Consider the following 24,720-nt stretch of genomic DNA (forward strand, 5'->3'; position numbering starts at 1 on the left):
ATTAAACATTCCTTGGCACTGTTGCCAGCGGGAAAGGATGGACAAACCATCCACCTTGCCGGCCGCGTGTTTTCTGAAAGAAAGCGCGGTTGCCGGCCAACGCTCGGGGAGGAGCGCGGTAACCTTGGACGGGACAATCCTGTTGTTCCTGTTGCAGGACGGGCTGACGAACGGCGCGGTTTACGCGCTGCTCGGTCTTGCAATGGTGCTCGTTTTTGCCGTCACGCGGGTGATCTTCATCCCGCAGGGCGAATTCGTGGCATATGGCGCGCTGACGCTCAGCATGCTGGATGCGGGGCGCTTTCCCGGTACGGCAAGCCTGCTGGTTTTTGCCGGGGCCGCGGCGTTTCTGGTCGAGCTCTGGGGGCTGCGGCACGACCTCACGGCCGCTCGCCTGCTGCGGGCAGTTGCCCATTATCTGCTGCTACCGGCGCTGGTGTGGGGTGCCGTCTGGCTGCTCATGCCGGCCGCGCCGGGCCAGTTCCTCAAAATTCTCATGACGCTCGCCATCGTGGTGCCGATGGGTGGCTATGTTTATCGCATCGCCTTCCGCCCTCTGGCCGATGCCTCGGTGCTGGTACTGCTGATTGCAGCCGTCGGTGTGCATCTGGCGATGCTCGGGCTGGGCCTCGTCTTCTTTGGCGCCGAGGGGTTGCGGGCTGATCCGGTCGGGGGCGACGGCTTTGAGCTGGGCCCGCTGCTGGTGACCGCCCAGAGCCTTGCCGTTTATGGCGTCACGCTTCTGGTCATGATCGGCCTTTATCTGTTTTTCGAGCGCACCCTGATGGGCAAGGCGCTGCGGGCAACGGCCATCAACCGGATCGGGGCAAGGTTGGTGGGCATCCGTACCGCCCTTTCCGGCGGTATTGCCTTCACGCTGGCTGCCGCGATCGGCGGCGTTTCCGGCATCCTCATCGCGCCGATGACAACGGTTTATTACGACACCGGCTTTCTCATCGGCCTCAAGGGTTTCGTCGCCGCCATCATCGCCGGCCTTGCGAGTTTTCCCGGAACGGTCGTCGCGGCGCTGGCCGTCGGCATCATCGAGGCGCTGGCCTCCTTCTTCGCCAGCAACTTCAAGGAAATCGTCGTCTTTTCGCTGATTATTCCGGTCTTGCTGATCCGCTCTCTGGCCTCTGGCCCCGGTGAGGAGGAGTGAGCCGATGCGCATGATGCTCTCCTCGCGGCGCCTGTTGCCGGCGCTGGCACTGATTCTGGCCGTCTTCCCCTGGATACCCGGCGTGCCTGCCTACTGGGTCACGCTCGCCAACCTGATCGGCCTTGCCTCGCTGGTCTCCATCGGCCTTGTGCTGCTGACCGGCGTTGGTGGCATGACCTCCTTCGGGCAGGCAGCCTTTTGCGGGTTTGGTGCCTATACGACGGCAGTGCTCTCCACTCATTACGGGGTTTCGCCCTGGCTTACCCTGCCGGTCTGCCTGCTGGTAACCGGCGTGCTGGCGCTTCCGCTCGGCTTGCTGACGGTCAGGCTCTCCGGCCATTTCCTGCCGCTCGGCACCATCGCCTGGGGGCTCGCGCTTTATTACCTCTTCGGCCAGCTCGATTTTCTGGGCCGGTATGACGGTATTTCCAGCATTCCGCCGCTCAGCCTCTTCGGCCATCCGTTCTATTCCGATCAGGATATCTTCTACGTTATCTGGGCCTTCGTGCTGCTGGCGGCAGTGGCGGCCGGCAATCTGCTCGACAGCCGGGTGGGCCGCTCGATCCGTGCCCTTCGGGGCGGCCGTGCCGTTGCGGAATCCTTCGGGGCCGATACCGCGCGCGCCAAGCTTACCGTCTTTGTCTTTGCCGCCCTGCTCGCCGGGCTTTCGGGCTGGCTCTATGCCCATATGCAACGCACGGTTAATCCCAGCCCGTTCGGCCTCAATCTGGGCATCGAATATCTGTTGATGGCTGTTGTTGGCGGCGCCGGCCATGTGTGGGGCGCGGTGTTCGGGGCCGGGCTGGTTACCCTGCTCAAGGATGTGCTGCAGAGGATCTTGCCGGTGCTGTTCGGCGGCAGCGGCAATTACGAGACCATCGTCTTCGGCGCCCTGATGGTGCTGGTGCTGCAGTTTGCCAGCCAAGGGCTGTGGCCTCTGATAACCCGCCGGCTGCCGGCACCGCCTGCCAAAGCCCGGGTGGGCGCCAGCGGGGCCGCGACCCTGCCACGGCGCCAGCGTCGCCCGGCCGGTGAAGCGCTGATGGCGGTGGAAGCCGCGCGCAAGGCCTTCGGCGGGCTGGTTGCCGTCAATGATGTAAGCTTTGCCGTGCGCACCGGCGAGATCGTCGGTCTTATCGGGCCCAATGGTGCCGGCAAGAGCACAACCTTCAACCTTATCTCCGGCGCCACGACGCTGACGGCCGGCGCCATCGTGCATGATGGCATTGCCATGGGGGCGGTGCAGCCGCGTGCCGTGGCGCGCATGGGTATTGCCCGCACCTTTCAGCACGTGAAGGTGCTGGGGGACATGACGGTGCTGGAAAATGTCGCCCTTGGCGCTCATCTGCGCGGCAGCGCCGGTGTGGCGCGCAGCATTCTGCGGCTCGACCGGGCGGAGGAGCGGCGTTTGCTGGCGGAAGCCGCGACCCAGATCGAGCGGGTGGGGCTGGGCGAGCTGATGCATGCCCCGGCCAGCAGCCTTGCCCTCGGTCAGCTGCGCATTCTGGAGGTGGCGCGGGCGCTGGCGCTCGATCCGGCACTGCTGCTGCTCGATGAACCCGCGGCCGGCCTGCGCCATGTCGAAAAACAGGCGCTGGCGGCGCTGCTCTCCCGGCTGCGGGGCGACGGCATGAGCATTCTGCTGGTTGAGCACGATATGGGCTTCGTCATGTCGCTGACGGACCACATCGTCGTGCTGGATTTCGGCACCAAGATCGCAGAAGGCGCGCCGGCCGAAATCAAGGCTCATCCCGCGGTGATCGAGGCCTATCTCGGAGGCGCAGCATGATCCTTGATGTTCGTGACCTTCATGTCGCCTATGGCCGCGCCGAAGTGGTGCATGGTGTATCGCTGGGCATTGCCCCCGGCACCATCGTGACGGTCATCGGCGCCAATGGCGCCGGCAAGACCACGTTGCTGAATGCCGTAATGGGGCTGCATCCCTCCCGCGGGCAGGTGCTGTTCGAGGGCCGGCCGGTGCCGGAAAGTGTCGAGGCGCGGCTTGCCGCCGGCATGTGCCTTGTGCCGGAGCGGCGCGAGCTGTTTGCCGCCATGAGCGTGGAAGATAATCTGGTGCTCGGCGGCTTTTTGCGCAGCGCGGATGAGCGGCGCGAGACGCTGGAGGAAGTTTACCAGCGGTTTCCCCGCCTCAAGGAGCGCTATCGCCAGCAGGCCGGCACGCTGTCGGGCGGGGAGCGGCAGATGCTGGCGCTTGGCCGGGCACTGATGAGCCGGCCGCGGCTGCTGTTGCTGGATGAGCCGAGCCTCGGCCTTGCCCCGCGTATCGTGCGCGACATCCTGCAGATTGTCGCTGATCTCAGGCGGATCGGTGTTTCCATCCTGCTGGTGGAACAGAACGCCCGCGCCGCGCTGGACGTGGCGGATGAAGGCCATGTCATGGAACTCGGCCAGCTGCGCCACTCCGGCCCGGCCCGGGAGCTGGCGCAGAACCCCGCCGTCATTGAAACCTATCTCGGCTTCCACGCCGCCTGAGCGGATTGCAGGAGAAGGCTGGCCGATGACCTATGATCCGCCGATTGAGGAAATGGCCTTTCTGATGGAGGAGGTGACCGGCTCTGCCGCAACCCTGGCCGGGGCGGGGCTGGATGGCGAAACCTTGCGGGCGCTGCTGGGTGAAGCCGGCAATCTGTGCGCAGATGTTATCGCCCCGCTCGATCACCCGGCCGATCTGGAGCCTTCCCGGCTGGAGGCGGGCGAAGTGGTCTGTTCGCCGGGCTGGCGGGATGCCTACCGGCACTGGCGTGAAGCGGGGCTCAACGGCGTGTCGTTGCCGCAGGCCTGGGGCGGCATGGGCCTGCCGCAGATCGTCGGCACCGCCAGTATGGAGATGCTGACCAGCGCCTCCATGGCCTTTTCCACCTTGCCGGTCTTGACGCAGGGCATGGTGGAAGCGCTCGCCCGCCATGCCGGCCCTGACCTTCAGGCCTGGGCGCTGCCAAAGCTGGTGTCCGGCGAATGGTCGGGGGCGATGGCGCTGACCGAGCCGCAGGCGGGCTCCGATCTCGGGGCCATCCGCACCCGCGCGGTGCAGGCGGCAGACGGGAGCTATAGCGTTACCGGCAGCAAGATATTCATCACCTTCGGCGAACATGATCTGACGGATAACATCCTGCATCTGGTGCTGGCGCGCCTGCCGGATGCACCGGAAGGCTCCCGTGGCATCTCGCTCTTTCTGGTGCCCAAATGGCTGGAAGAAAACGGGCAGCGAAAGCGCAATGCCATTCTCTGCACCGGGCTTGAAAAGAAGCTCGGCATCCGCGCAAGCCCGACCTGCTCCCTGACTTATGACGGCGCAAAAGGCTTTATGGTCGGCAGCCCGCACCAGGGCTTGCCGGCGATGTTCACCATGATGAACCGGGCCCGCCTTGCCACCGGCATGCAGGGCGTTGCCCTTGCCGAGCGCGCAACTCAGCAGGCAACAGCCTATGCCCGTGACCGGCGGCAGGGGCGCGGGCTCGATGGTGAAGTGTCGGCAGCACTTGTGAGGCACCCGGACGTGGCGCGCATGCTGATGATCATGCGCGCCCTGACAGATGCCGGCCGTGCCATCGCCTATCTCGCCGCCGCCGAGATCGACCGCGCGGAGACTTCCGCAGAGGCATCCGCCCGCGCCGATCTGCTGACCCCCATCGTCAAGGCCCACCTGTCGCAAACCGGTGTCGACGTTACCTCGCTGGGCATCCAGGTGTTTGGGGGCGCGGGATATATCGAGGAAACGGGCATGGCGCAGCTTTGGCGCGATGCCCGTATTGCACCGATCTATGAGGGCACCAACGGCATCCAGGCCATCGATCTGGTGATGCGCAAACTGCCACGTGAGGACGGCGCGGTGGTGCTGGGATTGATCGCCGCGCTGCGGGAAGAGATGGCCGCTCTGGGCGCCGGCGCCGCGGATGAAGCCCTTGGCGACTGGCGGCAGGCAACATCGCTGCTGCTGGATCCGGGGATGAGTGAAGAGCAGGGCCTTGCGGTTGCCTCGCCCTATCTGCGACTGGCGGGGCTTGCCCTTGGCGGCACCCTGTTGCGGCGGCGGGCCCACCGGGCATCGATGCTGATTGCTGCCGGTGATGCCTCGCCGCTTCATGCCGGCCGGGTGGCCGCAGCGGATTTCTATGAGGCCAATATTGCGCCCGAGACGGCGGCGCTGCTGCGGATCGTCCGCAGCGGTGCGGCTTCGGTTATTGGTGCCGTGCGGGCGTTCGGCGGCGAAACTGCGCTGGTGTAAAAGGAAAAGGGCTGCCGGCAATCGCCCCGGCAGCCCTCCTTGTTTTCCGGTGCCTCGCCTTACTTCACCAGATCGAACTTGCTGTCCTTCACCGTCAGCACGACGACGGAGCGCTGGTCGAGCCCGTTGTGGTTGTCGGCATTGTAGTGATAGACGCCCTGGCTCGCGGCCACGTCGCCGGCATTTTCGATGGCATCGCGCAGGGCACTGCGAAACTCTGCCGTGCCGGGTTTGGCAGACTTGAGAGCCACGGGAACTGCCGCTTCCAGCACCAGCATGGCGTCATTGATATGGGCGCCAAACTGGGTGCGGGTGCCGGCGCCATATTTGGCTTCATAGGTCTGCACATAGGCAAGGCCCGGAGCCTTGGTTTCGGTGCCTTCCTGCAGCTCGGCCACCATCACCGGGCCGGAAGCCATGATGGTGCCTTCCGCCGCCTTGCCGGCAACGCGGATGAAGTCACCGGTCACCGCACCATGGGTCTGGTAGAAGGTGCCCTTGTAGCCACGCTGGCGCAGCTCGATCTGCGGCAGCGCGGCGCCGGTGCCGGAGGCGCCGACGAGGATGGCGTCCGGATGGGCAGCCAGCAGCTTCAGGGCCTGGCCGGAAACGGAAGTGTCCGGGCGGGCATAACGCTCTTCTGCCACCAGCTCGAGCCCCATCTCCTTGCCGGCGGATTTCAGCTGGTTGATCCAGAGATCGCCGTAGGAGTCCGAAAAGCCGATATAGCCCACCGTCTTGACGCCGTTCTTCTTCATTTCCTTGAAGAGGGCGCCGGCAATCAGCTTGGCGTCCTGCGGCATGACGAAGGACCAGCGGCTCTTGTGCGGGTCGATCGGCATCGGTGAGCAGGCGAAATGCGGAATGCCGATTTCATTGGCAACGCCGGCCACGGCAATGGTGCCGGGAGTGAGGGAGGAGCCGATGATGGCATCGGCATTATCCTCGGTGGCAAGGCGCCGGGCGTTGGTGGTGGCCTGTGCCGGGTCGCCGGCATCGTCCAGCACCACGACATTCAGCTTCTCGCCGGCGATCTCGGCCGGATAGAGCGCGACCGAATTTTTCATCGGGATGCCGAGCGCCGCGCCGGGTCCGGTCGCGGAAAGGGTAATGCCGATGGTGATGTCGGCCCTGGCGGCCGGCATCAGGGCCATGGTGGCCGCGGTGACCGCCAGGGCGGCCAGGGTATGTTTCAGCATGTCAGTAGCGTCCTCCCTTCAGATGGTGCCGCATTCTTCTGGCGGCGTTATGTCTCCGACCCCGGGGTAAAAGCGCGCCTGATCTCCTCGGGGAGAGGAGCGGATCGAAGCCCGGCCGGAACGCTGGCATCGCGCTCCGTCCAGACCCTCGTTTCACTGGCCTCGACCGCCACCACGCTGCCCCGGCGCGCTACATGCGCGACCTTGAAGCTGGAGCGACCGAGGGCGGTAATGCTGGTTTCGATCTCGACATCATCGCCGAAGCGGCAGGGCGCGAGAAAGCGTGCCGCGCTATCCACCAGCGGAATGCCGGCAAAGGCGGGGTAAACCTCGAACAGGCGCCATTTGGGCGTACCGATCGCTTCGAACAGGGCGGCCGTTGCCGCGTCGAAAAAGGCGAAATAGCGCGGGTTGAACACGATGCCCGCCGGGTCGCAGTCGCCCCATTCGATGCGCACCGTCCGGCGGTTGGTAAAGAGCTTGTCGGGGGCAGTCATCGGGCAGCCATCCTCAGGGCACCATCCAGCCGGATGGTCTCGCCATTAAGGTAAGGGTTTTCGGCGATGTGCTGTACCAGCGCCGCGAATTCATCCGGCTCGCCCAGCCGGCCCGGAAAGGGGATGGCGGCGGCGAGGGTCTGTTTTGTCTCGGGCGGCAGTTCGCCCAGCAGCGGTGTGGAGAAAAGACCCGGCGCTACCGTCATGCAGCGGATGCCAAGGCGGGCCAGCTCGCGGGCAATCGGCAGTGTCATCGCCGCAATCCCGCCCTTGGCCGCCGCATAGGCCGCCTGGCCGATCTGACCGTCGAAGGCGGCAACCGAGGCGGTGCTGATAATCGCGCCGCGCTCTTCTCCCGCCGGCTCCAGCGCCTGCATGCGGGCGGCGGCAAGGCGGATCATGTTGAAGGTGCCGATCAGGTTCACGCGGATAACCCGCTCGAAATCGCCGAGCGGCATTGGCCCGTCGCGCCCCACTACCCGTTTTGCCGTACCGATACCGGCGCAGTTGACGAGCAGACGCGGCACCCCCTGTGCGGCCTCTATCTTGCCCAGCCCTGCATTGACAGCCGCCTCGTCGCAGATATCGGCTACAACCGCTGTTCCACCAACCTCGGCGGCGATTGTCGCGGCCGCGTTGCCGTCACGATCCAGCACGGCGACCTTTGCGCCCGCACCGGCAAACCGGCGCGCAACGGCGGCTCCAAGCCCGGAGCCGCCGCCTGTGATGAGCACTGAAGTTCCTTCGAGTTTCATTGCCGCCTCACCCCGCCGCCGGATTTTCGATCAGCAGGGCAATGCCCTGTCCGCCGCCGATGCAGGCGGAGGCGATGCCGTAGTGCAGGCCGCCGCGCCGCAACTCGCGGGCACAGGTAACGGCTAGGCGAATGCCGGATGCCCCCAGCGGGTGGCCGATGGCGATGGCGCCGCCATTGACGTTGAGCTTCGCTTCATCCAGCCCCAGTTCGCGGGCGCAGGACAGCACCTGCGCGCCGAATGCCTCATTGATCTCGAAGCGGTCGATATCGCCCAGCGCAAGACCGGCGCGTTCCAGCACGGCCCGAATGGCCGGCACCGGGCCGATGCCCATGATCTCCGGCGGTACGCCCACGGCGGCCACGGCACGCAGCCGGGCAAGGGGTTGCCGCCCATGGCGCGCCGCATACCCGGCAGAGGCGACCAGCGCGGCCGTTGCCCCGTCCACCACGGCGGAGGAATTGCCGCCGGTCTGAACGCCGCCAAAAGCCGGGCGGATGCGGGCCAGCACCTCGACCGGGGAGGGGCGGACATGGCTGTCACGGATGACGGTCTCGTCTTTCCTGAGCTTGATGCCACGGGCGGCAAACCCGTCGCGCTCGAAGCTCTCGCTGATCACCGGCACGATTTCGCCGGCCAGAAAGCCGTCCGCCTCTGCTTTCACTGCACGCTCGAAGGAACGGGCGGCGAAGGCGTCCACCTCCTGGCGGGTAATGCCATGGCGGCTGGCAAGGTTTTCAGCGGTGCCGCCCATGGTCACATTGGCCGCCGGGTCCAGCAGCGCTTCCCAGAGGAAATCCTTGAACTCTACCTGCCCCATGCGAAAGCCGCCGCGATGGGTATAGGCAGCAACCGGGTTGCGGCTCATGGATTCAGCGCCGGCACACAGCGCCAGATCGGCGCGTCCCAGCTCGATGGCGTCGGCGGCCTGCGACAGGACCTCGATGCCGGTGCCGCAGACCCGCTGCACCAGATGGGCCGGCGTTTCTACTGCGACCCCCGCATAGAGCCCGACATGGCGCGGCAGCATGTAGGCATCGAAGCTTGCCTGCGCCATCGATCCGCAGATGACGGTGCCGACGTCGCTGGGCGGGGTGCCCGCCTTCTCCAGCACCGCCCGCGCCGCCTTGATGCCGAGATCGATGGGAGAGACCAGCGACAGGGCACCCTGATAATCGACAAAGGGCGTGCGGATACCGTCCAGCAGGACGGCATTGTTCCAGGCTGCGGTCAGGGCGGCCGCCATCTCAGGGCTCCTCATGGTGGGCGACGATGACCTCCGGCGGCGGCGGGTCGGCATAAAGCGCCGCGACTTCTCCCGGCCGGTGAGCCAGCACTGCGCGCTGGTTGATCGAGCCCTTGTCGGTAATCTCGCCGGTGTCGATGGAAGGGGCGCTCTCCAGCACAAGTGCCCGCCTGACCCGGGTGGACGAGCCGCCGGGCTCTGCCGCCAGCCGGTCGAGGCTGATTTGCAGGGCGGCGCGTACGGCGGGATGGCGGGAGATTTCGGCCAGCGGTGCCGTTGCCGGCAGGTTGGCCAGCATGCGGCAGGCCTGTGGGTCGATGATGAGGATGGCGCTCAGGTCATTGCGGTCCGGTCCGGCCAGCACACAGTCGCGGACCAGCGGCGCGCAGGCGGCGACCAGACGGGCGCGCATGGGGCCAACGCTGACCCAGGTGCCACTGCTGAGCTTGAAATCCTCGGTTATACGGCCATCGAACCAGAAGCCCTTGGCAATATCGGCCTCGTCCACAAAGCGCAGCGCATCGCCGAAGCGGTAATACCCCTCTTCATCAAAGGCCCTGGCGGTGACATCGGGCTGGCGCCAGTAGCCGGGCGTGATGTTCGGCCCCTTGACGCGCGCTTCCATCTTGCCCTCCACCGGCACCATCTTCAGCAGGTTGCCCATTACCGGCACACCCACGCGGCCGGAGCCGGTGGTGGCAGGCGTGCAGCAGAGCGCGAAGGGGGAGCTTTCGGTGGCGCCAAGCCCGGTCAGGATGGGAATGCGGGCACCGATGGTGTCGATGGCGAGCTCATCCAGCGCCTCCCACACATGGGGCGGCAGGCCGGCACCGGCAAAGAACAGGGCTTGCAGGTTGCGGAAGAAGCTTTCCCGCAGTGCGCGGTCATCGCGCAGATACGGCACCAGGCTTTCATAGCCCTTGGGCACGTTGAAATAGACGCTCGGCGAGACCTCGCGCAGGTTGCGCACGGTCGCCTCGATGCCTTCCGGCACCGGTTTGCCATCGTCGATATAAAGCGAGCCGCCATTATAGAGCACCAGCCCGAAATTATGGCTGCCGCCGAACACATGGTTCCAGGGCAACCAGTCGACGATGGTCGGCCCGTCCTTCAGAAAGGCCAGAATTTCGCGCAGCATCACCTGGTTGGAGCTGCACATGCGCTGGGTGGTAATCACCGCCTTGGGGCCGCCGGTGGAACCGGAGGTAAGCAGGAATTTGGCGATTGTGTCGGGGCCGATGGCGCCGCGGTAGTAGTCGATCGCCGCGCCGGGTTTGGTGGCCTGCAACTCTGCAAGCGTGGTGGAGCGCCGCCCTGCAGCCGGATTGCGACCGATGATGACTTCCCGTTCCGCCGGCCAGACGGCGTCGAGCGCTTTGGCAAAGCGCGCGCCGTCGCTCACATAGACGAGGCCGGGCGTCAGCAGCGAAAACACATGGCGCAGTTTGCTGAAATCGGTGGAGATCAGCGAATAGGCCGGGGAGACGGGGCAATAGGGGATGCCGGCCTGCATGGCGCCAAGCGCCAGCAGCCCATGATCGATATCGTTGCCGGAGAGAATAACCAGCGGCTTTTCCGCAGAAAGGCCGCGCGCAATCAATGCCTCGCCGATGGAGCGTGCCGCCGCCAGCGCCTTGGCATAGGTCACCCGGCGCCAGCTGCCATCGGTATCCCGTTCGGCAAGGAAGGTCTTGTCCGGTTCGGCGGCGGCCCAGTATTCCAGCCGCTCGCACATCGAGCTCGCATAGTCCGGCAAATTGATCCGGGGCGTGACCAGGATGGCGCCGTCAGCCCGGCGCTCCATGGTGACGTCGACATTGCCAAAGGCAACGTCGCGCAGCGGCTTCTGCATGACCGCATTCATCAGGCGTTTCCTCTCCCATGCTCGCCGCCTCCGCTTGTTTTTATGGGGCGCGGAGTTCGGCCTTAACCCTGGTCAGTTCATCCCGGCGCCCTTACCTTGGCGGCCTTCTTGTCGAGGAAGGCACGCATGCGCGCCTTGGCCTCGGCATCATTCTGGGCAATGGCGGACATCAGCGCTTCCATGAGGAAGCCGGCCGGTGCGTCCGTCTCGGCGATGCGGGGCAGCGCCTGCACCACAGCAAAATTGGTCATGGGGGCATTGCCGGCAATGGCACGCGCCAGTTCTGTTGCCTTTGCAAGGCCGCTGCCTGCCGGCACGACATATTGCGAGAGGCCGGCGGCCATGCCGCCCGCCGCGTCATAAGTGCGGCCGGTCAGCATCATGTCCGCCATGCGGGCAGCGCCGATAAGGCGCGGAATACGTACCGAGCCGCCGCCGCCGACAAAGATGCCGCGCTGGCCTTCCGGCAGGGCGTAGAAGGCATTTTCCTCCGCCACGCGGACATGGGTGGCGGCTGCCAGCTCAAGCCCGCCGCCAACGACCGCACCCTTAAGCACGCTCACCACCGGCAGCTGGCCACGCTCGATATACTGGAAGGCGTGATGCCACATCATCGAGTGGGCGATGCCGGCCATCACGTCATTGTCGCCGCCCTCGCTGAGGTCGGAAAGGTCGAGGCCGGCAGAAAAGTGATCCCCCTCGCCACTGATGACGGCAACCCTGGCACCGGCAGGCGGTGCGGCAAAGGTGCGCTCCAGGGCGCCGATGGCCTCGGCGTTAAGGGCATTGCGCTTTTCCGGCCGGGACAGGGTCACGAACAGGATGTCGCCCTCAAGCCGGACGCTGACCGGCGGCTTTACCGCAGGCTGCTGGAGGGGAACGGGCCGGCCTTCTGACATCGCGTTACCATAGGTGATCTGATATTATTGTTATATAAGATAACAAAATTGATGCCCGGTCAAGCTGACTGAAAGCGGCCCCTCAGTCCCAAGAGGAAAGGCCATCGCCGCGATGTCAGCCGGCCTTGTTTGCGAGGTCCCCGGCCAGCCTGTTGTGCCGGCGGGTAAGGGCGCTGAGGTCAATCGTTTCCAGCTGTCCCTCGCGTACGACCACCCGGCCATTGATGATGCTGAAGCTCACCTGCTCCGGGCTGCAGAAGATGAGGGCGGCGAGCGGGTCATGCAGGCCGCCGGCGAAGGCGGGGGCCGACAGGTCAAAGGCGGCGAAATCGCAGGCCATGCCCGGAGCAAGGGCACCGATATCATCGCGGCCCAGCACCTTCGCGCCCCCCAGCGTGGCGATCTCCAGCGCGGTACGGGCGCTCATGGCATCGGGCCCGTATTTGACCCGTTGCAGCAACATCGCCTGCCGTGCCTCGCCCAGCATATGGCCGCCATCGTTGGAGGCGGAGCCATCGACGCCGAGCCCGACGGGAATGCCGGCGGCGCGCATGCGCCCGATCGGCGCGATACCGGAGGCAAGGCGCATGTTGGAGCAGGGGCAGTGGGCAACGCCGGTGCCGGTACGGCCAAAGAGGTTGATGCCGTGATCGTCCAGATGCACGCAGTGGGCATGCCACACATCCGGGCCGACCCAGCCCAGATCCTCGACATATTCCGCCGGGGTCTTGCCGAACATCTGGCGGCTATAGGCGATGTCATTGTCGTTTTCAGCCAGATGTGTGTGCAGCGAAACGCCGTAGCTGCGCGCCAGCGCCGCGCTGTCGCGCATCAGGCCGGTGGAGACGGAAAAGGGAGAGCAGGGCGCCACCACGATGCGGCGCATCGAGAGCGGCGCCGGGTCGTGATAGGCCTCGATCAGGCGCTGGGTTTCCTTGAGGATCGCGGCCTCGTCTTCCACCACGCTGTCCGGCGGCAGGCCGCCCTTGCTCTCCCCCACACTCATGCTGCCGCGGGCGGCGTGGAAGCGCATGCCGATATCGTCTGCCGCTTCCAGCGCGTCGTCCAGCCGGCAGCCATTGGGGTAGATGTAGAGATGGTCCGACGAGGTGGTGCAGCCGGAAAGGATAAGCTCGGCCATCGCCGTCTGTGTGGAGACGTGGATCATCTCCGGGGTCAGGCCCGCCCAGAGTGGGTAGAGTGTCTTCAGCCAGCCAAAGAGCTCCGCATCCTGCGCCGCCGGTACGGCCCGCGTCAGGCTCTGGTACATATGGTGGTGGGTGTTGATGAGGCCCGGAATGACGATGTGGCCGGATAGGTCCAGCACTTCGTCCGCCGTCTGCGGCAGCTCATCCGCCTTTCCGACAGAGACGATGCGGCCACCCTCCGCATAGAGCCCGCCGCCCGCGATTTCCGGCCGCTCCCCGTCCATGGTCACAAGCAGGTCGGCATTGCGGACAAGAAGGCTGCGGGGCATCGGTGATTCCGGTCTTAAGTCTGAAGAGAGGCCATGCTGCACCGGACATCATGCCGGTGCCAATGCTGACTTCCGCTGGACGAAAACAGCGCTTTTCCGCCGGGCGTGGATTTGTGCTAGTGCCACGTCAGCAACACCCTCTCCCTCAAGTCAGGAAAGCGCGCTCAGCCGTGGTTACCAAGGTCATATTCGATACCGATCCGGGCGTGGACGATACCGCGGCCCTGCTGTTCATCCATGCCGCGCCGGAGCTCGATCTTGTCGGCATCACCACCGTGTTCGGTAATGCCCATATCGAGACGACGACCCGCAACGCGCTTTATCTGGCCGAGCGTTTCAACATTCCCTGCCCGGTGGCGCAGGGTGCGGGGCAGGCGCTGAAGCGCCGTTATGAGGGGCCGCCCACCTTCATCCATGGCGTCGACGGGCTGGGCGATGTCGGCGTGCCGGAGACGATCTCCCGCACGGTCGATCCGCGTCCGGCGCACCGCTTCATCATCGATATGGTGAAGGCCCATCCGGGCGAGATCACGCTGATTGCCGTTGGCCGTATGACCAATCTCGCCCTTGCGCTTGAAGAAGCGCCGGAGATTGCCGGCCTCGTCAAGCAGGTCGTGATCATGGGCGGCGCCTTCGGGCAGAACGGCCATGGCGGCAATGTAACCCCGGCAGCAGAAGCCAACATCATCGGCGATCCGGAAGCGGCCGACATCATGCTCGGCGTGCCCTGGCCGGTGGTGGTGGTCGGGCTTGATGTGACCAAGGAAACCTTCATGGCGCCGGAAGGGCTTGCCCGTCTGGTGCGCGAGGCCGGCGATGCCGGCCGGTTCATCGCCGAGACCTCCGAGCTCTACAAGCAGTTCCACATCGACCGCCACGGGCTCGACGGCATTTTCATGCATGATAGCTGCGCCGTCGCCTATGTGCTGGCGCCCGAGCTCTTTACCACCCGCAGCGGCGCGATGCGCGTGGCGACCGAGGGCATTGCCGTCGGCCAGACCATCCAGAAGCCGGACAGCGTCAACTTCGCGCCGGGCGCTTGGGATGGCCTGCCGTCGCAGCTTGCCTGCATCGGCATTGATCACGAAGCTGTCCTGGAACTCTTCCACCAGAAACTGGCCCTTCTGGGCAATTGAGGCTTTTTGCCCCAATTGCGTAAAAAATGCGGCGAAGGGTGGAACCTTCTGCCGCATTTTGCTGTTGGTGATGCAGGGCTGATCAGGAGGGGCCGGGGGGCTGCCGGTTGGCCAGGCGGGCCGGAGCAATCCGGCCCGCCCCTTTCAGGCATCAACCTGCTGCCCGTAACGCCTGCCGCCCTGTGCCGGCCAAGCGAAGCGGTGCCGGCAAGCGCAAGGGGGCATCCATGCGTTTCATCGACGGTTTCATCGCCAGCGGCTACGGGGTCTGCACCTTTGCTGCCATCCTGCTGGTCTCCGGTCTGCTCTCGCTCGTCGTCTACTAGGCGCCGGACGAGGAGCGGGCCTGTTCCGCCTTGTTCTGCCGGGCCAGTTCCGTGCGCTCGAAAATGAGCACGAAAATGGGCGACAGGCTGAAGGGGATGAGCAGGTAAAGGATACGGAAGACGATCAGCGCGGCCAGAACGTCCGCCGGGGCGAGTTCAGGCAGCGCGGTCATGAAGACGATCTCCAGCACACCCAGCCCGCCCGGCGCATGCGAGAGCAGTGCGACGGAGAAGGACATGAGGAAGATGCCCAGCACCGTCAGGTAGCTGAGATGGGCATCCGCCGGCAGGGCGAAATAGATGATGCCTGCTGCGCCGAGCAGTTCAACCGGCGCCACGATCAGCTGGCGAACGATGACTTCGATGCGCGGGTAATAGAGATCAGTCTTGCCGATGCGCAGCGGCTTGAAGCCGCGCCAGCCGCCATAGATGTAAAGCGCCACCAGCGACAGCATGGCGGCGCCGAGCAGCATGGAGGCCCACATCGGTACGTCGGCCCAGAAGCGCTGCAGCAGATGCGGCTCCAGGATCAGCACCAGCCCGCCGAGAGAAACCGCCCCCAGAATGAAGGTGAAGGAGCACAGCGCCACCAGCACGCCCACTTCGCTGGTCGAAAGCCCGCGCGAGGAGTAGGCGCGATAGCGCACGACAGCGCCGGAGATCACCGAGGCGCCGATATTGTGCGACAGCGCGTAGGCGGTGAAGGAGGCGATGGTGATGAAGAGCCAGGAGATCTTCCGCCGCAGATGCAGCAGCGCGACGGCGTCATAGCCGGCAAGCGCGGCATAGGCGATCACGGTGGCGGCCGTTGCCAGAAGCCAGCGGTGGAACGGGATGGCCTCGAAGCTCTCCACGACGTCGTCGAGGGAGAGGTTGCGGAACTCGTGATAGATGAGCCAGAGGGAAACGACGACGACCGTAAGACCAATGGCCGGCCAGATATATTTCTTGATTTTCATGCGGCCGCTTTCAGCAATTCCACAATGCTCCCTCTGGTGTCTTCCGGACCTGACTGCATGCTCCGGCGCTCCTGGCTACCAATATGGTTATTGAAGGTGTGCCTTCGCAAGGCGCCAGTTGCCTCCCCATGCGGATGGATAGGCCCTCAGAAGTTTAAAACCTCATAAGACGGTGAGGGTTTCATGCCGTGCCGTTGACGAGTGTTTTCCACTCTTCCTCGTTCAGCACGGTAACGCCCAATTCCTGGGCCTTGGCGGCCTTGGAACCGGCATCGGCGCCCACAACCACATAATCAGTCTTTTTTGAAACCGAACCGGCGACCTTGGCTCCCAGTGCCTCTGCCTGTGCCTTGGCTTCTGGGCGCGTCATCGTCTCCAGCGTGCCGGTAAAGACAACCGTCTTGCCATAGACGGGGCTGGCGGTCGTGGTCGGGGCGGCAAGGGGGATAATCTCGACAAGCTGGGCTTCCAGAGCCGCCAGTGTCTTGCGGTTATGCTCCTCGGCAAAGAAAGCCAGCAGGTCATCGGCAACACCGGCGCCGATCTGGTCGATGCTCAGCAGCTCGGCATAGGCCTCGCTCTCGCGGTCCTGCGCGGCGTCCATGGCGGTTGAGAGGGTTTCCAGAGTGCCATAGTGGCGCGCCAGCAGCTTTGCTGTGGCCTGGCCGATCTGGCGGATGCCAAGCCCGAAGACCAGCCGCTCGAAGCCGATGCGGCGGCGTTCTTCAATGGCGGCAAAGAGGTTTTCGGCTGACTTCTTGCCCCAGCCCATCTTGTTGGCGAGCTTCATCAGGCCATTGGCCTCGTCGCGCGCGGCGAGGGTGAAGATGTCGGCGGGGCTGCGGATCGGCAGCGTCTCGTCGTTGTAGAATGCCTCGATCTGTTTGGCGCCCAGCCCCTCGATATCGAAGGCATCGCGGCTGACGAAATGCTTGAGGCGTTCAACAGCCTGCGCCTCGCAGGTAAGGCCGCCGGTGCAGCGGCGGATGGCCTCGCCTTCCGGGCGCACGGTGTCGCTGCCGCAAACCGGGCACTTCTGCGGGAACTGATAGGGTTCGCCACGGGTGCCATGGGGCGGTGCTTCCGCCTTCACCACCTGCGGGATGACATCACCGGCGCGCTGGACGGTTACCAGATCGCCGACGCGGATATCCTTGCGGGCGATCTCGTCCTCGTTATGCAGCGTGGCGCGGGAGACCATGACGCCGCCGACATTGATCGGTGCCAGATGGGCAACCGGCGTCAGCGAGCCGGTGCGGCCGACCTGGATATCGATCTTTTCAAGCAGGGTCTTGGCCTGCTCGGGCGGGAACTTGTGCGCGGTGGCCCAGCGCGGGGCGCGGCTGACGAAGCCGAGGCGCTGCTGCCAGTCACGGCGGTTAACCTTGTAGACGATGCCGTCAATGTCGAACGGCAGCCCGGCGCGCTCGTCCAGCAGCTCGTCATGATAGGCCATGATGTCGTCGAGGGTGCTGACCAGCCGCGCCGGCTCATTGAGCGTGAAGCCAAAGTCTTTCAGCTTCTGCCGGGCTTCCCACTGGGTTTCCCCCAGCGGCTCGCTGGTCTCGCCCCAGGCGTAGCCGAAGAAGCGCAAGGGGCGCGATTTCGTAATCGCAGGGTCAAGCTGGCGCAGGCTTCCGGCGGCGGCATTGCGCGGATTGGCGAAGGGCTTCTGACCGGCGGCAGTCTGGCGCTCGTTGAGGGCAAAGAAGTCCGAACGGGTCATGTAAACCTCGCCGCGTACTTCCAGCACCTCCGGGGCATCGCCGGCGAGTGTGTGGGGGATGTCGGCGATGGTGCGGACATTCTCCGTCACATCCTCGCCTTCCTGCCCGTCGCCGCGTGTTGCCGCCCGCACCAGCTTGCCGCCGCGGTAGAGCAGGGAGCAGGAGAGACCGTCGATCTTGGGCTCGGCCACCAGTTCCAGCGCAGCGCTTTCGTCGCGTTTCAACTCGCTCAGGAAGTTGCGGATGGTGGAGAGAAAGCCCTCTACATCCTCGCGGCTGAAGCAGTTGGCGAGCGACAGCATCGGTACGGCGTGGCGTACCTTGGCAAAACCGGCGGACGGGGCGGCGCCGACATTCTGCGAGGGGCTGTCTGTGCGCACCAGATGCGGAAAGCGTGCCTCGATGGCACCGTTGCGCTGGCGCAGCGCGTCATAGTCCGCATCGCTGATCTCCGGCGCATCTTCCTGATGGTATCGTGCATCGTGATAGGCGATGGCCGTGGCCAGCCGTTCCAGCTCGGCGGCGGCCTCTTCTTCAGTCAGATCGTCGGGGGCGATGGCGGCGGTGGCGATGTCGGTCATGGCCATCATGTAGCGCAGAGCCCGTCAGTGTTCCAGCCGTCCTCGCCATCGGCGGCTCGCGAGAGACTCAAGTCGTACGGCGCCTTATCAGATGGGTTCGCGCTCTATGACTAATTTTGTATGATTGCTGTGGACGGCAGGTTGCCCTCCATCCGGAAGAGGATGTCATGAACCTTGTGACGAGGCTGGCCTATTGGCGGAACTGGCGGATCGCGCGGGAGCTGCTTGCGCTTTACGGCGTTGAAATACCGGCTGAGGTGCGGATCGGTACCGGCCTCGAAATCCTGCATCGCGGCTTCGGCACCGTTATCCATCCCACCACCGTTATCGGCAACAATGTGCGCATCTACCATCAGGTAACCATCGGCCGCGCCGATGCCCATCTGGATTCGCAACATACGCGCATGGAGCGGGTCATAATTGGCGACGGCGTGGTGCTGTTTCCCGGCGCCAAGATTTTGGGCGGCGCTGGCGTCACCACCATCGGGCGGGGCTGCCTCATTGCTGCGAATGCGGTGGTGCGCGAATCCACCGGCGATAACGAGGTCTGGGCCGGCGTTCCGGCGCGCAAGGTGGGGATGAGAAAGGACCTGCCTGTAGAGCCTCTGCCTGCTAGCGTTGGGCTATAGCCTGCGCCGCTTCGGCCGGGCCGCAATCGACAGCCGGGCGCCTCCACAGTATGTCCAAACTCCCCGATCTTGAGGCTCTCTCCATCTTCGCCAAGGTGGCCGAGCTGCGGTCCTTTGCGGCTGCCAGCGAGGAACTGGGGCTTTCCAAACCCACGGTCTCCAAGGCAGTGAGCCGGCTGGAGCATCGGCTGGGGACCCGGCTTTTCAACCGCACCTCGCGCCAGCTCGCGCTGACCGACGCGGGCCAGCGGCTGATGCCGAAGGCGGCGCGGCTGCTGGCGGATGCGGAAGCCGCGGAAAGTGAAATGCTGAACCAGTCAGTGACCCCGCGCGGGCTCCTGCGGCTGGCCGTGCCGATGTCCTTCGGCGTGCGCGAGGTGGCGCCGGCCTTGCCGGGGTTTCTGGCCCAGTATCCGCAGGTATCGGTGGACCTGCATCTGAGCGACGAGACCGTCGATCTGATCGGCGGCGGTTACGATGCCGCCCTGCGTATTGCGGCCCTGCCGGACAGCTCGCTGGTGGCCCGGCGGCTGGCGCCGATACCGCGCCTGCTGGTCTGTGCCCCCTGTTATCTGGAAGGGCGCACGGCGCCGGAGCATCCACGCGATCTCATGGACCATTCCTGCCTTTCCTACGCCTATCTGGCGACACCGGAGGTCTGGCATTTCACCCACAAGAGCGGGGAGCAGGTGTCGGTCAGTCCGGCAGGCCAGCTCAAGGCCAACAATGCCGACGCTCTGACCCCGGCGCTTTTTTCCGGCCTGGGCATCGCCCTGCAGCCGGAGTTTGTCGTCGGGCCTGCTGTCCGGGACGGGCGCCTTGCCGTATTGCTGCCCGACTGGCAGACGCCCTCCATCGCGCTTCATCTCGTCATGCCGCCCGGCGGCCCGCGCCCGGCCCGGGTTGAAGCTCTGGCGGCCTATCTCGGCCGTTATTTCTCCAAGGGCGAACGCGGCAAGGCCGAAGCGGAGATGCTCGGAATAAAAGAATAGAAACGATGAGTTTCAATCAATTCTATTTTTTGAAATGATGATCTGGCCGATGCTTCAACTGTCAGCGCCGCCACGCAATCCCGCGAAACGGCCGGCGCGAAAAGAACAGAGGAAGCTTCAAAATGCCGATGATCATCTCTTCAAAGACCGCCCCGAAGGCCACCGCCACCGCCGGTTCCGCCCTGCTGACGCCGGACGATCACACGCTGATCATGATCGACCACCAGTCGCAGATGGCGTTCGCCACCAAGTCGATCGACCCGGTGCAGCTGCGCAACAATGCCGGCCTCGTGGCCGAGGCGGCCGCCGGCTTCAACGTCTCCACCATCCTGACTACGGTTGCCGAAAAGACCTTCTCCGGCCCGATGTTCAGCGAGATCAAGGATGCCTTCCCGACGGCTCCGGTCATTGACCGCACCAGCATGAATTCCTGGGAAGACCAGAATGTCATCGATGCCGTGAACCGCATCGGCAAGCGCAAGATCGTGCTGGCCGGCCTGTGGACAGGTGTGTGTATCGTCGGCCCGGCATTGTCGGCCCTTGAGCAGGGTTTTGATGTCTATGTGATTGCCGATGCCAGCGGCGACGTGTCCGAGGAAGCGCATCAGCGCGCCATGGAGCGCATGGTTCAGGCCGGCGCCCACCCCATGACTTCTCTGCAGTACCTGCTCGAGCTGCAGCGCGACTGGGCCCGTACCGAGACCTACAGCATGACCACCGGCATCGCTTCGCGGCTGGGCGGCGCCTATGGCCTCGGCATCATCTACGCCAAGAACATGTTCGGCGCCTCCGAAGGTGGCCACTGAACGTTCCTCCGCATGGGCCGGGCCGGCTCCCCGCTTTCCTGCGTGGCCGGTCCGCCCCGACGGTCCCGGTCACCTCCCGGAAGAGGGGAGTTCCCTGCCATGAAACCCTATCTGATCTCGCTGGCCGCGGGCCTGCTGATGGGCCTGCTTTATAACCTGCTCAACGTTCGTTCTCCCGCGCCGCCGGCCATCGCTCTCGTCGGGCTTCTGGGCATGGTGCTGGGGGAGCAGGCCCTGCCGGTGCTGCGCCAACTGCTGACGCTGGCCCTGACCAACTGGCGGATCCTCTGAAGGGGCCGCGACTGCATGATTAGCCGGCTTCCGGCACGCGCATTCAAGAAAGAGGCAGCCCTTCAGGCGCATATGCCTTGGGGAAGTGGCCAGAGGAGGGGCTCTTAAAATGTCCGACCGTTCAATTTCATCCATCAGCTCTGGTTCCGGCGACGGCCGCGGCGATGCCTTCCTTTGGCGCGCCGGCCAGTTCATCGCTCTCCTGGGCCTGTGCTCGGCCTATATCCAGGGCGGCCTCACCAAGCTGTTCGACTTTCCTGGCGCGATTGCGGAAGCCACCCATTTCGGGCTGCCCTTTCCTGTTGTCGTCGCCGTGATCACGATCGTTCTGGAACTTGGCGCCTCTTTCCTCATTCTCAGCGGGCGCCTGCGCTGGGCCGGATCACTTGCTCTTGCCGGTTTCACGCTGATGGCAACCTTTATCGCCAACCGCTTCTGGGAGCTGCCCCAGGGTGAGCGCTTCATGGTCGAGAATGCCTTCTTCGAGCATCTCGGCCTCGTCGGCGGTTTCCTCTTTGTTGCCTTGTTCGATCTTGGCCGGCTGCTGCCGGCGCGGAGGGTGTGAGATGAGCCAGACTTTCGGCCGCCTGCTGGGTGCAGGCGATCCCCGTCAGGGCCCGCTGCCGGTTTTGCTCCTGGCTCTCACCGTGGTGACCGGACTTGTCGATGCCGTCAGCTTTCTCGCGCTCGGCCGGGTCTTTGTTGCCAACATGACCGGCAATGTCGTGGTGCTGGGTTTTGCCGTGGCCGGCACCGCCGGATTTTCCATCCTCGCTTCGGTTGTCGCCATCTTCGCCTTTCTGGGCGGGGCTGCCGGCGGCGGGTATCTTGCCCGCCGCGCCGGCACCAGCCGCATCTGGCTGCTCAGCCGGGCCATCTGGCTGGAGACGGCGCTGGTGATCCTGTCGCTCGCGCTCAGCTTTGCTGTGGCAGGTAATGTCGAGGATGCCCTTGGGCACTATGGGCTCATCCTGCTGCTCGGCCTTGCCATGGGCATGCAGAATGCCGTTGCCCGCCGCCTTGCCGTGCCAGACATGACGACGACGGTGCTGACCCTGACCCTGACCGGCATTGCGGCGGATGGCGCTGCCGGCGGTGTGCCCGGCAGCTGGCGTGCCAGCCTGCTGCGCCGTCTGCGTGCAGTGCTGGCCATGTTTATCGGCGCTGCCGTTGGCGCTTTCCTGCTCGGTCAGGCCGGCGTTACCGCTGTTCTGGTGGTCGCCGCCGGCCTGCTGGTCATCGCCAGCCTCGCCGCCCTGCCGCATCACCGGTCCGTGGAGCCCTGGGCGATCGCCGGTTAAGGGGTGATCAGATAAAAAGGCCGTTCTCGGCTTTCACGCTGCCGGCATCGGGGAAGATCTTTTCCTCGATGCCGCGGCGCGAGACACGCAGATGATCACCAAGGGCCGCCTTGAACAGTGAGCGGACGTCCCGCGTCGGGGCAAGATCGCGGTCCTCATAAAGTGCTGCGTCGCCGAGCCCGGGCCAGTCCGCCAGCACCCGTCCACCCTTGACGGCACCGCCGGCAAGGAAGGCAGCGCTTGCCGTGCCATGATCGGTGCCGCCCGTGCCGTTTACCGCGGCGGTGCGCCCGAATTCGGTCACAGCCAGCACGACCGTCTTCTTCCAGGCGTCCTCCCCCAGCGAGGCGCGCAGGGCAACGAAGGCGTTCGACAGGCCTTCAAGCTGCTTGGCAAGGCGTCCGGTCTCACCGCCCTGGCCGACATGGGTATCCCAGCCATCATTGCTGATAACGGCGATGCGGGGGCCGCTCTCGGCCGTCAGGAAATGCCCGGCCGCTTCGGCAAGGGTCTTCAGCTCCCGGTTTCGAAGTTCGGCATCGTCAAAACCGCCGGCCATCGCCTGTGCCTGGACCGCCCCGTCGAAGGCAGAATGAAGCTGGGCGTCGGCCATATAAAGCCGCGCCGCACGGTCCATCAGTGAATCTGCCGGGGCCTGCATGCTGGAGGGCGCCCAGGACAGCACCTTGGCCTTGCCGCGCAACACCAGAGGTACGCCGACACCAACCGAGATCGCCTTGTCGCCGGTCCCTTCCGACGCCATCGTCACGAGTGTGCGACTGAGCCACCCGTCCCGCGTCAGCCCCTTGGCGTTGAGGCCAAGCTCCAGCACGTCCTGCCCGTCAAAATGGCTGCGCTCCCGGTAGGGGGAAGCGACGGCATGGACCGGCAGCAAAACGCCCTCCTTGTACCAGCCATGGATGGGCGCCATGGCCGGGTGCAGGCTGAAGAAGCCGTCGAGCGGCAGCCCCTGCTCGAGGGCTATGCTGGTGCGCAGCCCCTGATAGGCGGGGTCCTGCAAAGGGATGACAGCGCCAAGCCCGTCCATGGCTCCGCGCAGGACGAACAGCACCAGCCGCTGGTCCCCACCCGGCGTTGCGGCCAGCACGAGGTTGGACGAAAGGGTTGTCGCGCCGGCAAGGGCGGCGGCTCCGCCGATCAGCAGGCGGCGGCGGGGCAGGGAGAAGGAACGGGTCATCGTTGGCACCTCCACGAAGGGAGAGAAGGGAAGCGGCACCCTAGCGGCGCTGGAATTCGGGGGTCAGCAGGGCAAGGGTAAAGGTCTCGCGCGCCGAGGTGGCGCTGCGGATGACGCCGAAATGCGCCTCTGTCAGCAGCGGGCCGGCCGTGCTCTGCGCGAAGTCACGCCCGTCGATCTTGCCGCCATACTGGTTGCCCATGCGCTGCGCCCATTCTATCCGGCGCAGCAGCGCATCCGGGGCGAACCAGTCCGCCGTCGTGTCGGGCCAGCCGGTGGGGGCTGGCGCTCCCCAATAAGGCTGACCCAGTTGGCTGAGAAAGGAGAGGTCCTTCTCGTCGGCACCGTCGTCCCCGAGAGCGCGGTGCAGGCCCACAACCAGATCGACCGGCTGCGTTGCCTTGGCAAGCGGGTTGGCCCAGGCCTCGTCGAGATCGACAATGGCCTTGTGCAATGTCGGCAGGTCGCCGCCGCTTTGCTGGTAGACCTTTGCCAGCCTGTCGATAGCCGCCTGAGGCGGCGTGTCGGCCACAAAGTGGGTGGCGAGCTTGGTTGCGATATGGCGGGCGGTTGCCGGATGTTCGGCTAGCCGGTCCAGCAACTCTTCACCTTCCTTCTCGCCGCCCGAACGGATGGTGGTACCGAACCAGGGCTTGTCGCCCGGCTCATGCCGGTTATCGGCGTAGCGGAACTCACCCTGCTTGAAGGGCGCCGTCCAGCCGGTAAGGATACGCGCGGCGTTGGTCACGTCAGCCTGCGTGTAGCCGGCATTGACCCCGAGCGTGTGCAACTCCATCAGCTCGCGGCCGAGATTTTCGTTAAGGCCCTTGTGGTTCTTGAGACCGGCCTTCGAGTTCGGGCCGGTCGAGCTGTCGTTATCCAGATATTGCAACATGGCCGGATGCCGGACCACGCGGCCCAGCAGTTGCCGGAACGTGCCCTCCATACCGGGACGGATGGCGTCGCGCTCATACGCGCCGGCCAGCAACACAACCGCATTGCGGGCATCGGAGACACAGAAATGGTTGGTCCAGAACCGGACCAGCCGTTCCATATAAGGCGTCTGGCTGGTAGAGGCGGCCCGCAGACTCGCCAGATAATCACGGCGTTTGGCAGCCTCCCGCAGGGTGCGTTTGGTATCGTCGCTCGGTCGCGGGTCGTTGGCGGTATAGATCGCGGCATCCGCCATGGCCTCATTGGTCGGTGCCATGGGTTTTGTCGCATCCGGCAGTGCGGCACCGGCATGGATCTGTGCCTTGAGCCAGCCGCGCGGATCCTGCGCGGCATTGCTCAGGTCGCGGGTGCCGGGTCCGGTGCCGAAGCGGCGGACGGCATGAAACGCCAGGGAAGGATCTGCCATTGGTCCGGCCTCTTGCCCCATTGAAGATCTGCGGGGGGCACAAGGCACCCACCCTGCAATCCATTGGGCCGG

General features: G+C 65.1%; 21 protein-coding genes and 1 pseudogene. 11 read left to right on the forward strand and 11 right to left on the reverse strand.

The window, feature by feature from the left end; genetic code table 11:
• Positions 1 to 124 precede the first annotated feature (124 nt).
• From QTL98_RS07110 to QTL98_RS07125, 4 genes are read left to right on the forward strand one after another with little or no spacing between them, the layout of a single operon-like run.
• The gene (locus QTL98_RS07110; RefSeq protein ID WP_445681526.1) at positions 125 to 1,159 is read left to right on the forward strand and encodes a branched-chain amino acid ABC transporter permease; all 1,035 of its coding nucleotides are present in this window, start codon (positions 125 to 127) and stop codon (positions 1,157 to 1,159) included.
• Positions 1,160 to 1,172: 13 nt separating this feature from the next.
• On the forward strand, positions 1,173 to 2,948 hold the full coding sequence (locus QTL98_RS07115; protein ID WP_445682102.1) for a branched-chain amino acid ABC transporter ATP-binding protein/permease: 1,776 nt from the start codon (positions 1,173 to 1,175) through the stop codon (positions 2,946 to 2,948).
• Positions 2,945 to 3,652, forward strand: a complete 708-nt coding sequence (locus tag QTL98_RS07120) for an ABC transporter ATP-binding protein (protein WP_445681527.1) — start codon at positions 2,945 to 2,947, stop codon at positions 3,650 to 3,652. The genes QTL98_RS07115 and QTL98_RS07120 overlap by 4 nt, the downstream gene beginning before the upstream one ends.
• 25 nt (positions 3,653 to 3,677) lie before the next feature.
• Entirely contained in the window at positions 3,678 to 5,405 is a 1,728-nt protein-coding gene (locus QTL98_RS07125; protein WP_445681528.1) for an acyl-CoA dehydrogenase family protein, read from the forward strand.
• A gap of 59 nt (positions 5,406 to 5,464) precedes the next feature.
• Here the strand turns inward: QTL98_RS07125 and QTL98_RS07130 are convergent, their stop codons facing one another.
• The 7 genes from QTL98_RS07130 to QTL98_RS07160 form a co-directional block, all read right to left on the reverse strand.
• Positions 5,465 to 6,604, reverse strand: a complete 1,140-nt coding sequence (locus QTL98_RS07130; RefSeq protein WP_445681529.1) for an ABC transporter substrate-binding protein — start codon at positions 6,602 to 6,604, stop codon at positions 5,465 to 5,467.
• 47 nt (positions 6,605 to 6,651) lie between these two features.
• Positions 6,652 to 7,101: an acyl-CoA thioesterase gene (locus tag QTL98_RS07135; protein WP_445681530.1), complete on the reverse strand. Its 450-nt coding sequence runs from the start codon at positions 7,099 to 7,101 to the stop codon at positions 6,652 to 6,654.
• A complete protein-coding gene (locus tag QTL98_RS07140) occupies positions 7,098 to 7,856 on the reverse strand; it encodes an SDR family NAD(P)-dependent oxidoreductase (RefSeq protein ID WP_445681531.1) in 759 nt (252 codons plus the stop codon). Before QTL98_RS07140 ends, QTL98_RS07135 begins: the two co-directional genes overlap by 4 nt.
• A 7-nt stretch (positions 7,857 to 7,863) precedes the next feature.
• The gene (locus QTL98_RS07145; RefSeq protein ID WP_445681532.1) at positions 7,864 to 9,102 is read right to left on the reverse strand and encodes a thiolase family protein; all 1,239 of its coding nucleotides are present in this window, start codon (positions 9,100 to 9,102) and stop codon (positions 7,864 to 7,866) included.
• A 1-nt stretch (position 9,103) separates the two neighbouring features.
• Positions 9,104 to 10,966 (reverse strand): feruloyl-CoA synthase, encoded by a 1,863-nt coding sequence (locus QTL98_RS07150; protein WP_445681533.1) that lies wholly within the window; start codon positions 10,964 to 10,966, stop codon positions 9,104 to 9,106.
• 77 nt (positions 10,967 to 11,043) lie between these two features.
• Positions 11,044 to 11,865 (reverse strand): crotonase/enoyl-CoA hydratase family protein, encoded by an 822-nt coding sequence (locus tag QTL98_RS07155; RefSeq protein WP_445681534.1) that lies wholly within the window; start codon positions 11,863 to 11,865, stop codon positions 11,044 to 11,046.
• Positions 11,866 to 11,980: 115 nt separating this feature from the next.
• Positions 11,981 to 13,342 (reverse strand): 8-oxoguanine deaminase, encoded by a 1,362-nt coding sequence (locus QTL98_RS07160; RefSeq protein ID WP_445681535.1) that lies wholly within the window; start codon positions 13,340 to 13,342, stop codon positions 11,981 to 11,983.
• A gap of 170 nt (positions 13,343 to 13,512) precedes the next feature.
• Between QTL98_RS07160 and QTL98_RS07165 the strand changes: the two genes are divergently transcribed.
• Positions 13,513 to 14,478 carry a nucleoside hydrolase gene (locus tag QTL98_RS07165; protein WP_445681536.1) on the forward strand — a complete coding sequence of 322 codons (966 nt, stop codon included), beginning with the start codon at positions 13,513 to 13,515 and terminating at the stop codon, positions 14,476 to 14,478.
• Between the two features lie 322 nt (positions 14,479 to 14,800).
• On the opposite strand, the gene QTL98_RS07170 is transcribed toward QTL98_RS07165, so the two are convergent.
• Entirely contained in the window at positions 14,801 to 15,763 is a 963-nt protein-coding gene (locus tag QTL98_RS07170; protein WP_445681537.1) for a lysylphosphatidylglycerol synthase transmembrane domain-containing protein, read from the reverse strand.
• Between the two features lie 181 nt (positions 15,764 to 15,944).
• The gene (ligA, locus tag QTL98_RS07175) at positions 15,945 to 18,071 is read right to left on the reverse strand and encodes an NAD-dependent DNA ligase LigA (protein ID WP_510637554.1); all 2,127 of its coding nucleotides are present in this window, start codon (positions 18,069 to 18,071) and stop codon (positions 15,945 to 15,947) included.
• A 167-nt stretch (positions 18,072 to 18,238) separates the two neighbouring features.
• Between ligA and QTL98_RS07180 the strand changes: the two genes are divergently transcribed.
• The 6 genes and pseudogenes from QTL98_RS07180 to QTL98_RS07205 all read left to right on the forward strand — a co-directional run bounded on the left by QTL98_RS07180 (position 18,239) and on the right by QTL98_RS07205 (position 22,090).
• Positions 18,239 to 18,700, forward strand: a complete 462-nt coding sequence (locus QTL98_RS07180; protein WP_445681538.1) for a serine O-acetyltransferase — start codon at positions 18,239 to 18,241, stop codon at positions 18,698 to 18,700.
• A 50-nt stretch (positions 18,701 to 18,750) separates the two neighbouring features.
• Entirely contained in the window at positions 18,751 to 19,692 is a 942-nt protein-coding gene (locus QTL98_RS07185; RefSeq protein WP_445681539.1) for a LysR family transcriptional regulator, read from the forward strand.
• Between the two features lie 122 nt (positions 19,693 to 19,814).
• Positions 19,815 to 20,498: a hydrolase gene (locus QTL98_RS07190; RefSeq protein WP_510637537.1), complete on the forward strand. Its 684-nt coding sequence runs from the start codon at positions 19,815 to 19,817 to the stop codon at positions 20,496 to 20,498.
• A gap of 99 nt (positions 20,499 to 20,597) precedes the next feature.
• Positions 20,598 to 20,759: pseudogene (locus QTL98_RS07195) on the forward strand (DUF1427 family protein); the annotation flags it as partial.
• 139 nt (positions 20,760 to 20,898) lie between these two features.
• Positions 20,899 to 21,354 (forward strand): DoxX family protein, encoded by a 456-nt coding sequence (locus QTL98_RS07200; RefSeq protein WP_445681540.1) that lies wholly within the window; start codon positions 20,899 to 20,901, stop codon positions 21,352 to 21,354.
• Position 21,355: 1 nt separating this feature from the next.
• On the forward strand, positions 21,356 to 22,090 hold the full coding sequence (locus QTL98_RS07205; RefSeq protein ID WP_445681541.1) for a YoaK family protein: 735 nt from the start codon (positions 21,356 to 21,358) through the stop codon (positions 22,088 to 22,090).
• 7 nt (positions 22,091 to 22,097) lie between these two features.
• On the opposite strand, the gene QTL98_RS07210 is transcribed toward QTL98_RS07205, so the two are convergent.
• On the reverse strand, positions 22,098 to 23,288 hold the full coding sequence (locus tag QTL98_RS07210; RefSeq protein WP_445681542.1) for a DUF1501 domain-containing protein: 1,191 nt from the start codon (positions 23,286 to 23,288) through the stop codon (positions 22,098 to 22,100).
• Positions 23,289 to 23,328: 40 nt separating this feature from the next.
• A complete protein-coding gene (locus tag QTL98_RS07215) occupies positions 23,329 to 24,648 on the reverse strand; it encodes a DUF1800 domain-containing protein (protein WP_445681543.1) in 1,320 nt (439 codons plus the stop codon).
• Positions 24,649 to 24,720: the final 72 nt, after the last annotated feature.

It is taken from the genome of Radicibacter daui (genome assembly GCA_030657355.1).
Lineage (GTDB): Bacteria > Pseudomonadota > Alphaproteobacteria > Radicibacterales > Radicibacteraceae > Radicibacter > Radicibacter daui.

Bases quoted from the DNA above. Each gene is read 5' to 3' on its own strand.
- QTL98_RS07115 (WP_445682102.1), top strand. From the start codon at position 1,173: ATGCTCTCCTCGCGGCGCCTGTTGCCGGCGCTGGCACTGATTCTGGCC.
- QTL98_RS07120 (WP_445681527.1), top strand. From the start codon at position 2,945: ATGATCCTTGATGTTCGTGACCTTCATGTCGCCTATGGCCGCGCCGAA.
- QTL98_RS07125 (WP_445681528.1), top strand. From the start codon at position 3,678: ATGACCTATGATCCGCCGATTGAGGAAATGGCCTTTCTGATGGAGGAG.
- QTL98_RS07130 (WP_445681529.1), bottom strand. From the start codon at position 6,604: ATGCTGAAACATACCCTGGCCGCCCTGGCGGTCACCGCGGCCACCATG.
- QTL98_RS07135 (WP_445681530.1), bottom strand. From the start codon at position 7,101: ATGACTGCCCCCGACAAGCTCTTTACCAACCGCCGGACGGTGCGCATC.
- QTL98_RS07140 (WP_445681531.1), bottom strand. From the start codon at position 7,856: ATGAAACTCGAAGGAACTTCAGTGCTCATCACAGGCGGCGGCTCCGGG.
- QTL98_RS07145 (WP_445681532.1), bottom strand. From the start codon at position 9,102: ATGGCGGCCGCCCTGACCGCAGCCTGGAACAATGCCGTCCTGCTGGAC.
- QTL98_RS07150 (WP_445681533.1), bottom strand. From the start codon at position 10,966: ATGAATGCGGTCATGCAGAAGCCGCTGCGCGACGTTGCCTTTGGCAAT.
- QTL98_RS07155 (WP_445681534.1), bottom strand. From the start codon at position 11,865: ATGTCAGAAGGCCGGCCCGTTCCCCTCCAGCAGCCTGCGGTAAAGCCG.
- QTL98_RS07160 (WP_445681535.1), bottom strand. From the start codon at position 13,342: ATGCCCCGCAGCCTTCTTGTCCGCAATGCCGACCTGCTTGTGACCATG.
- QTL98_RS07170 (WP_445681537.1), bottom strand. From the start codon at position 15,763: ATGAAAATCAAGAAATATATCTGGCCGGCCATTGGTCTTACGGTCGTC.
- ligA (WP_510637554.1), bottom strand. From the start codon at position 18,071: ATGACCGACATCGCCACCGCCGCCATCGCCCCCGACGATCTGACTGAA.
- QTL98_RS07180 (WP_445681538.1), top strand. From the start codon at position 18,239: ATGAACCTTGTGACGAGGCTGGCCTATTGGCGGAACTGGCGGATCGCG.
- QTL98_RS07185 (WP_445681539.1), top strand. From the start codon at position 18,751: ATGTCCAAACTCCCCGATCTTGAGGCTCTCTCCATCTTCGCCAAGGTG.
- QTL98_RS07190 (WP_510637537.1), top strand. From the start codon at position 19,815: ATGCCGATGATCATCTCTTCAAAGACCGCCCCGAAGGCCACCGCCACC.
- QTL98_RS07200 (WP_445681540.1), top strand. From the start codon at position 20,899: ATGTCCGACCGTTCAATTTCATCCATCAGCTCTGGTTCCGGCGACGGC.
- QTL98_RS07205 (WP_445681541.1), top strand. From the start codon at position 21,356: ATGAGCCAGACTTTCGGCCGCCTGCTGGGTGCAGGCGATCCCCGTCAG.
- QTL98_RS07210 (WP_445681542.1), bottom strand. From the start codon at position 23,288: ATGACCCGTTCCTTCTCCCTGCCCCGCCGCCGCCTGCTGATCGGCGGA.
- QTL98_RS07215 (WP_445681543.1), bottom strand. From the start codon at position 24,648: ATGGCAGATCCTTCCCTGGCGTTTCATGCCGTCCGCCGCTTCGGCACC.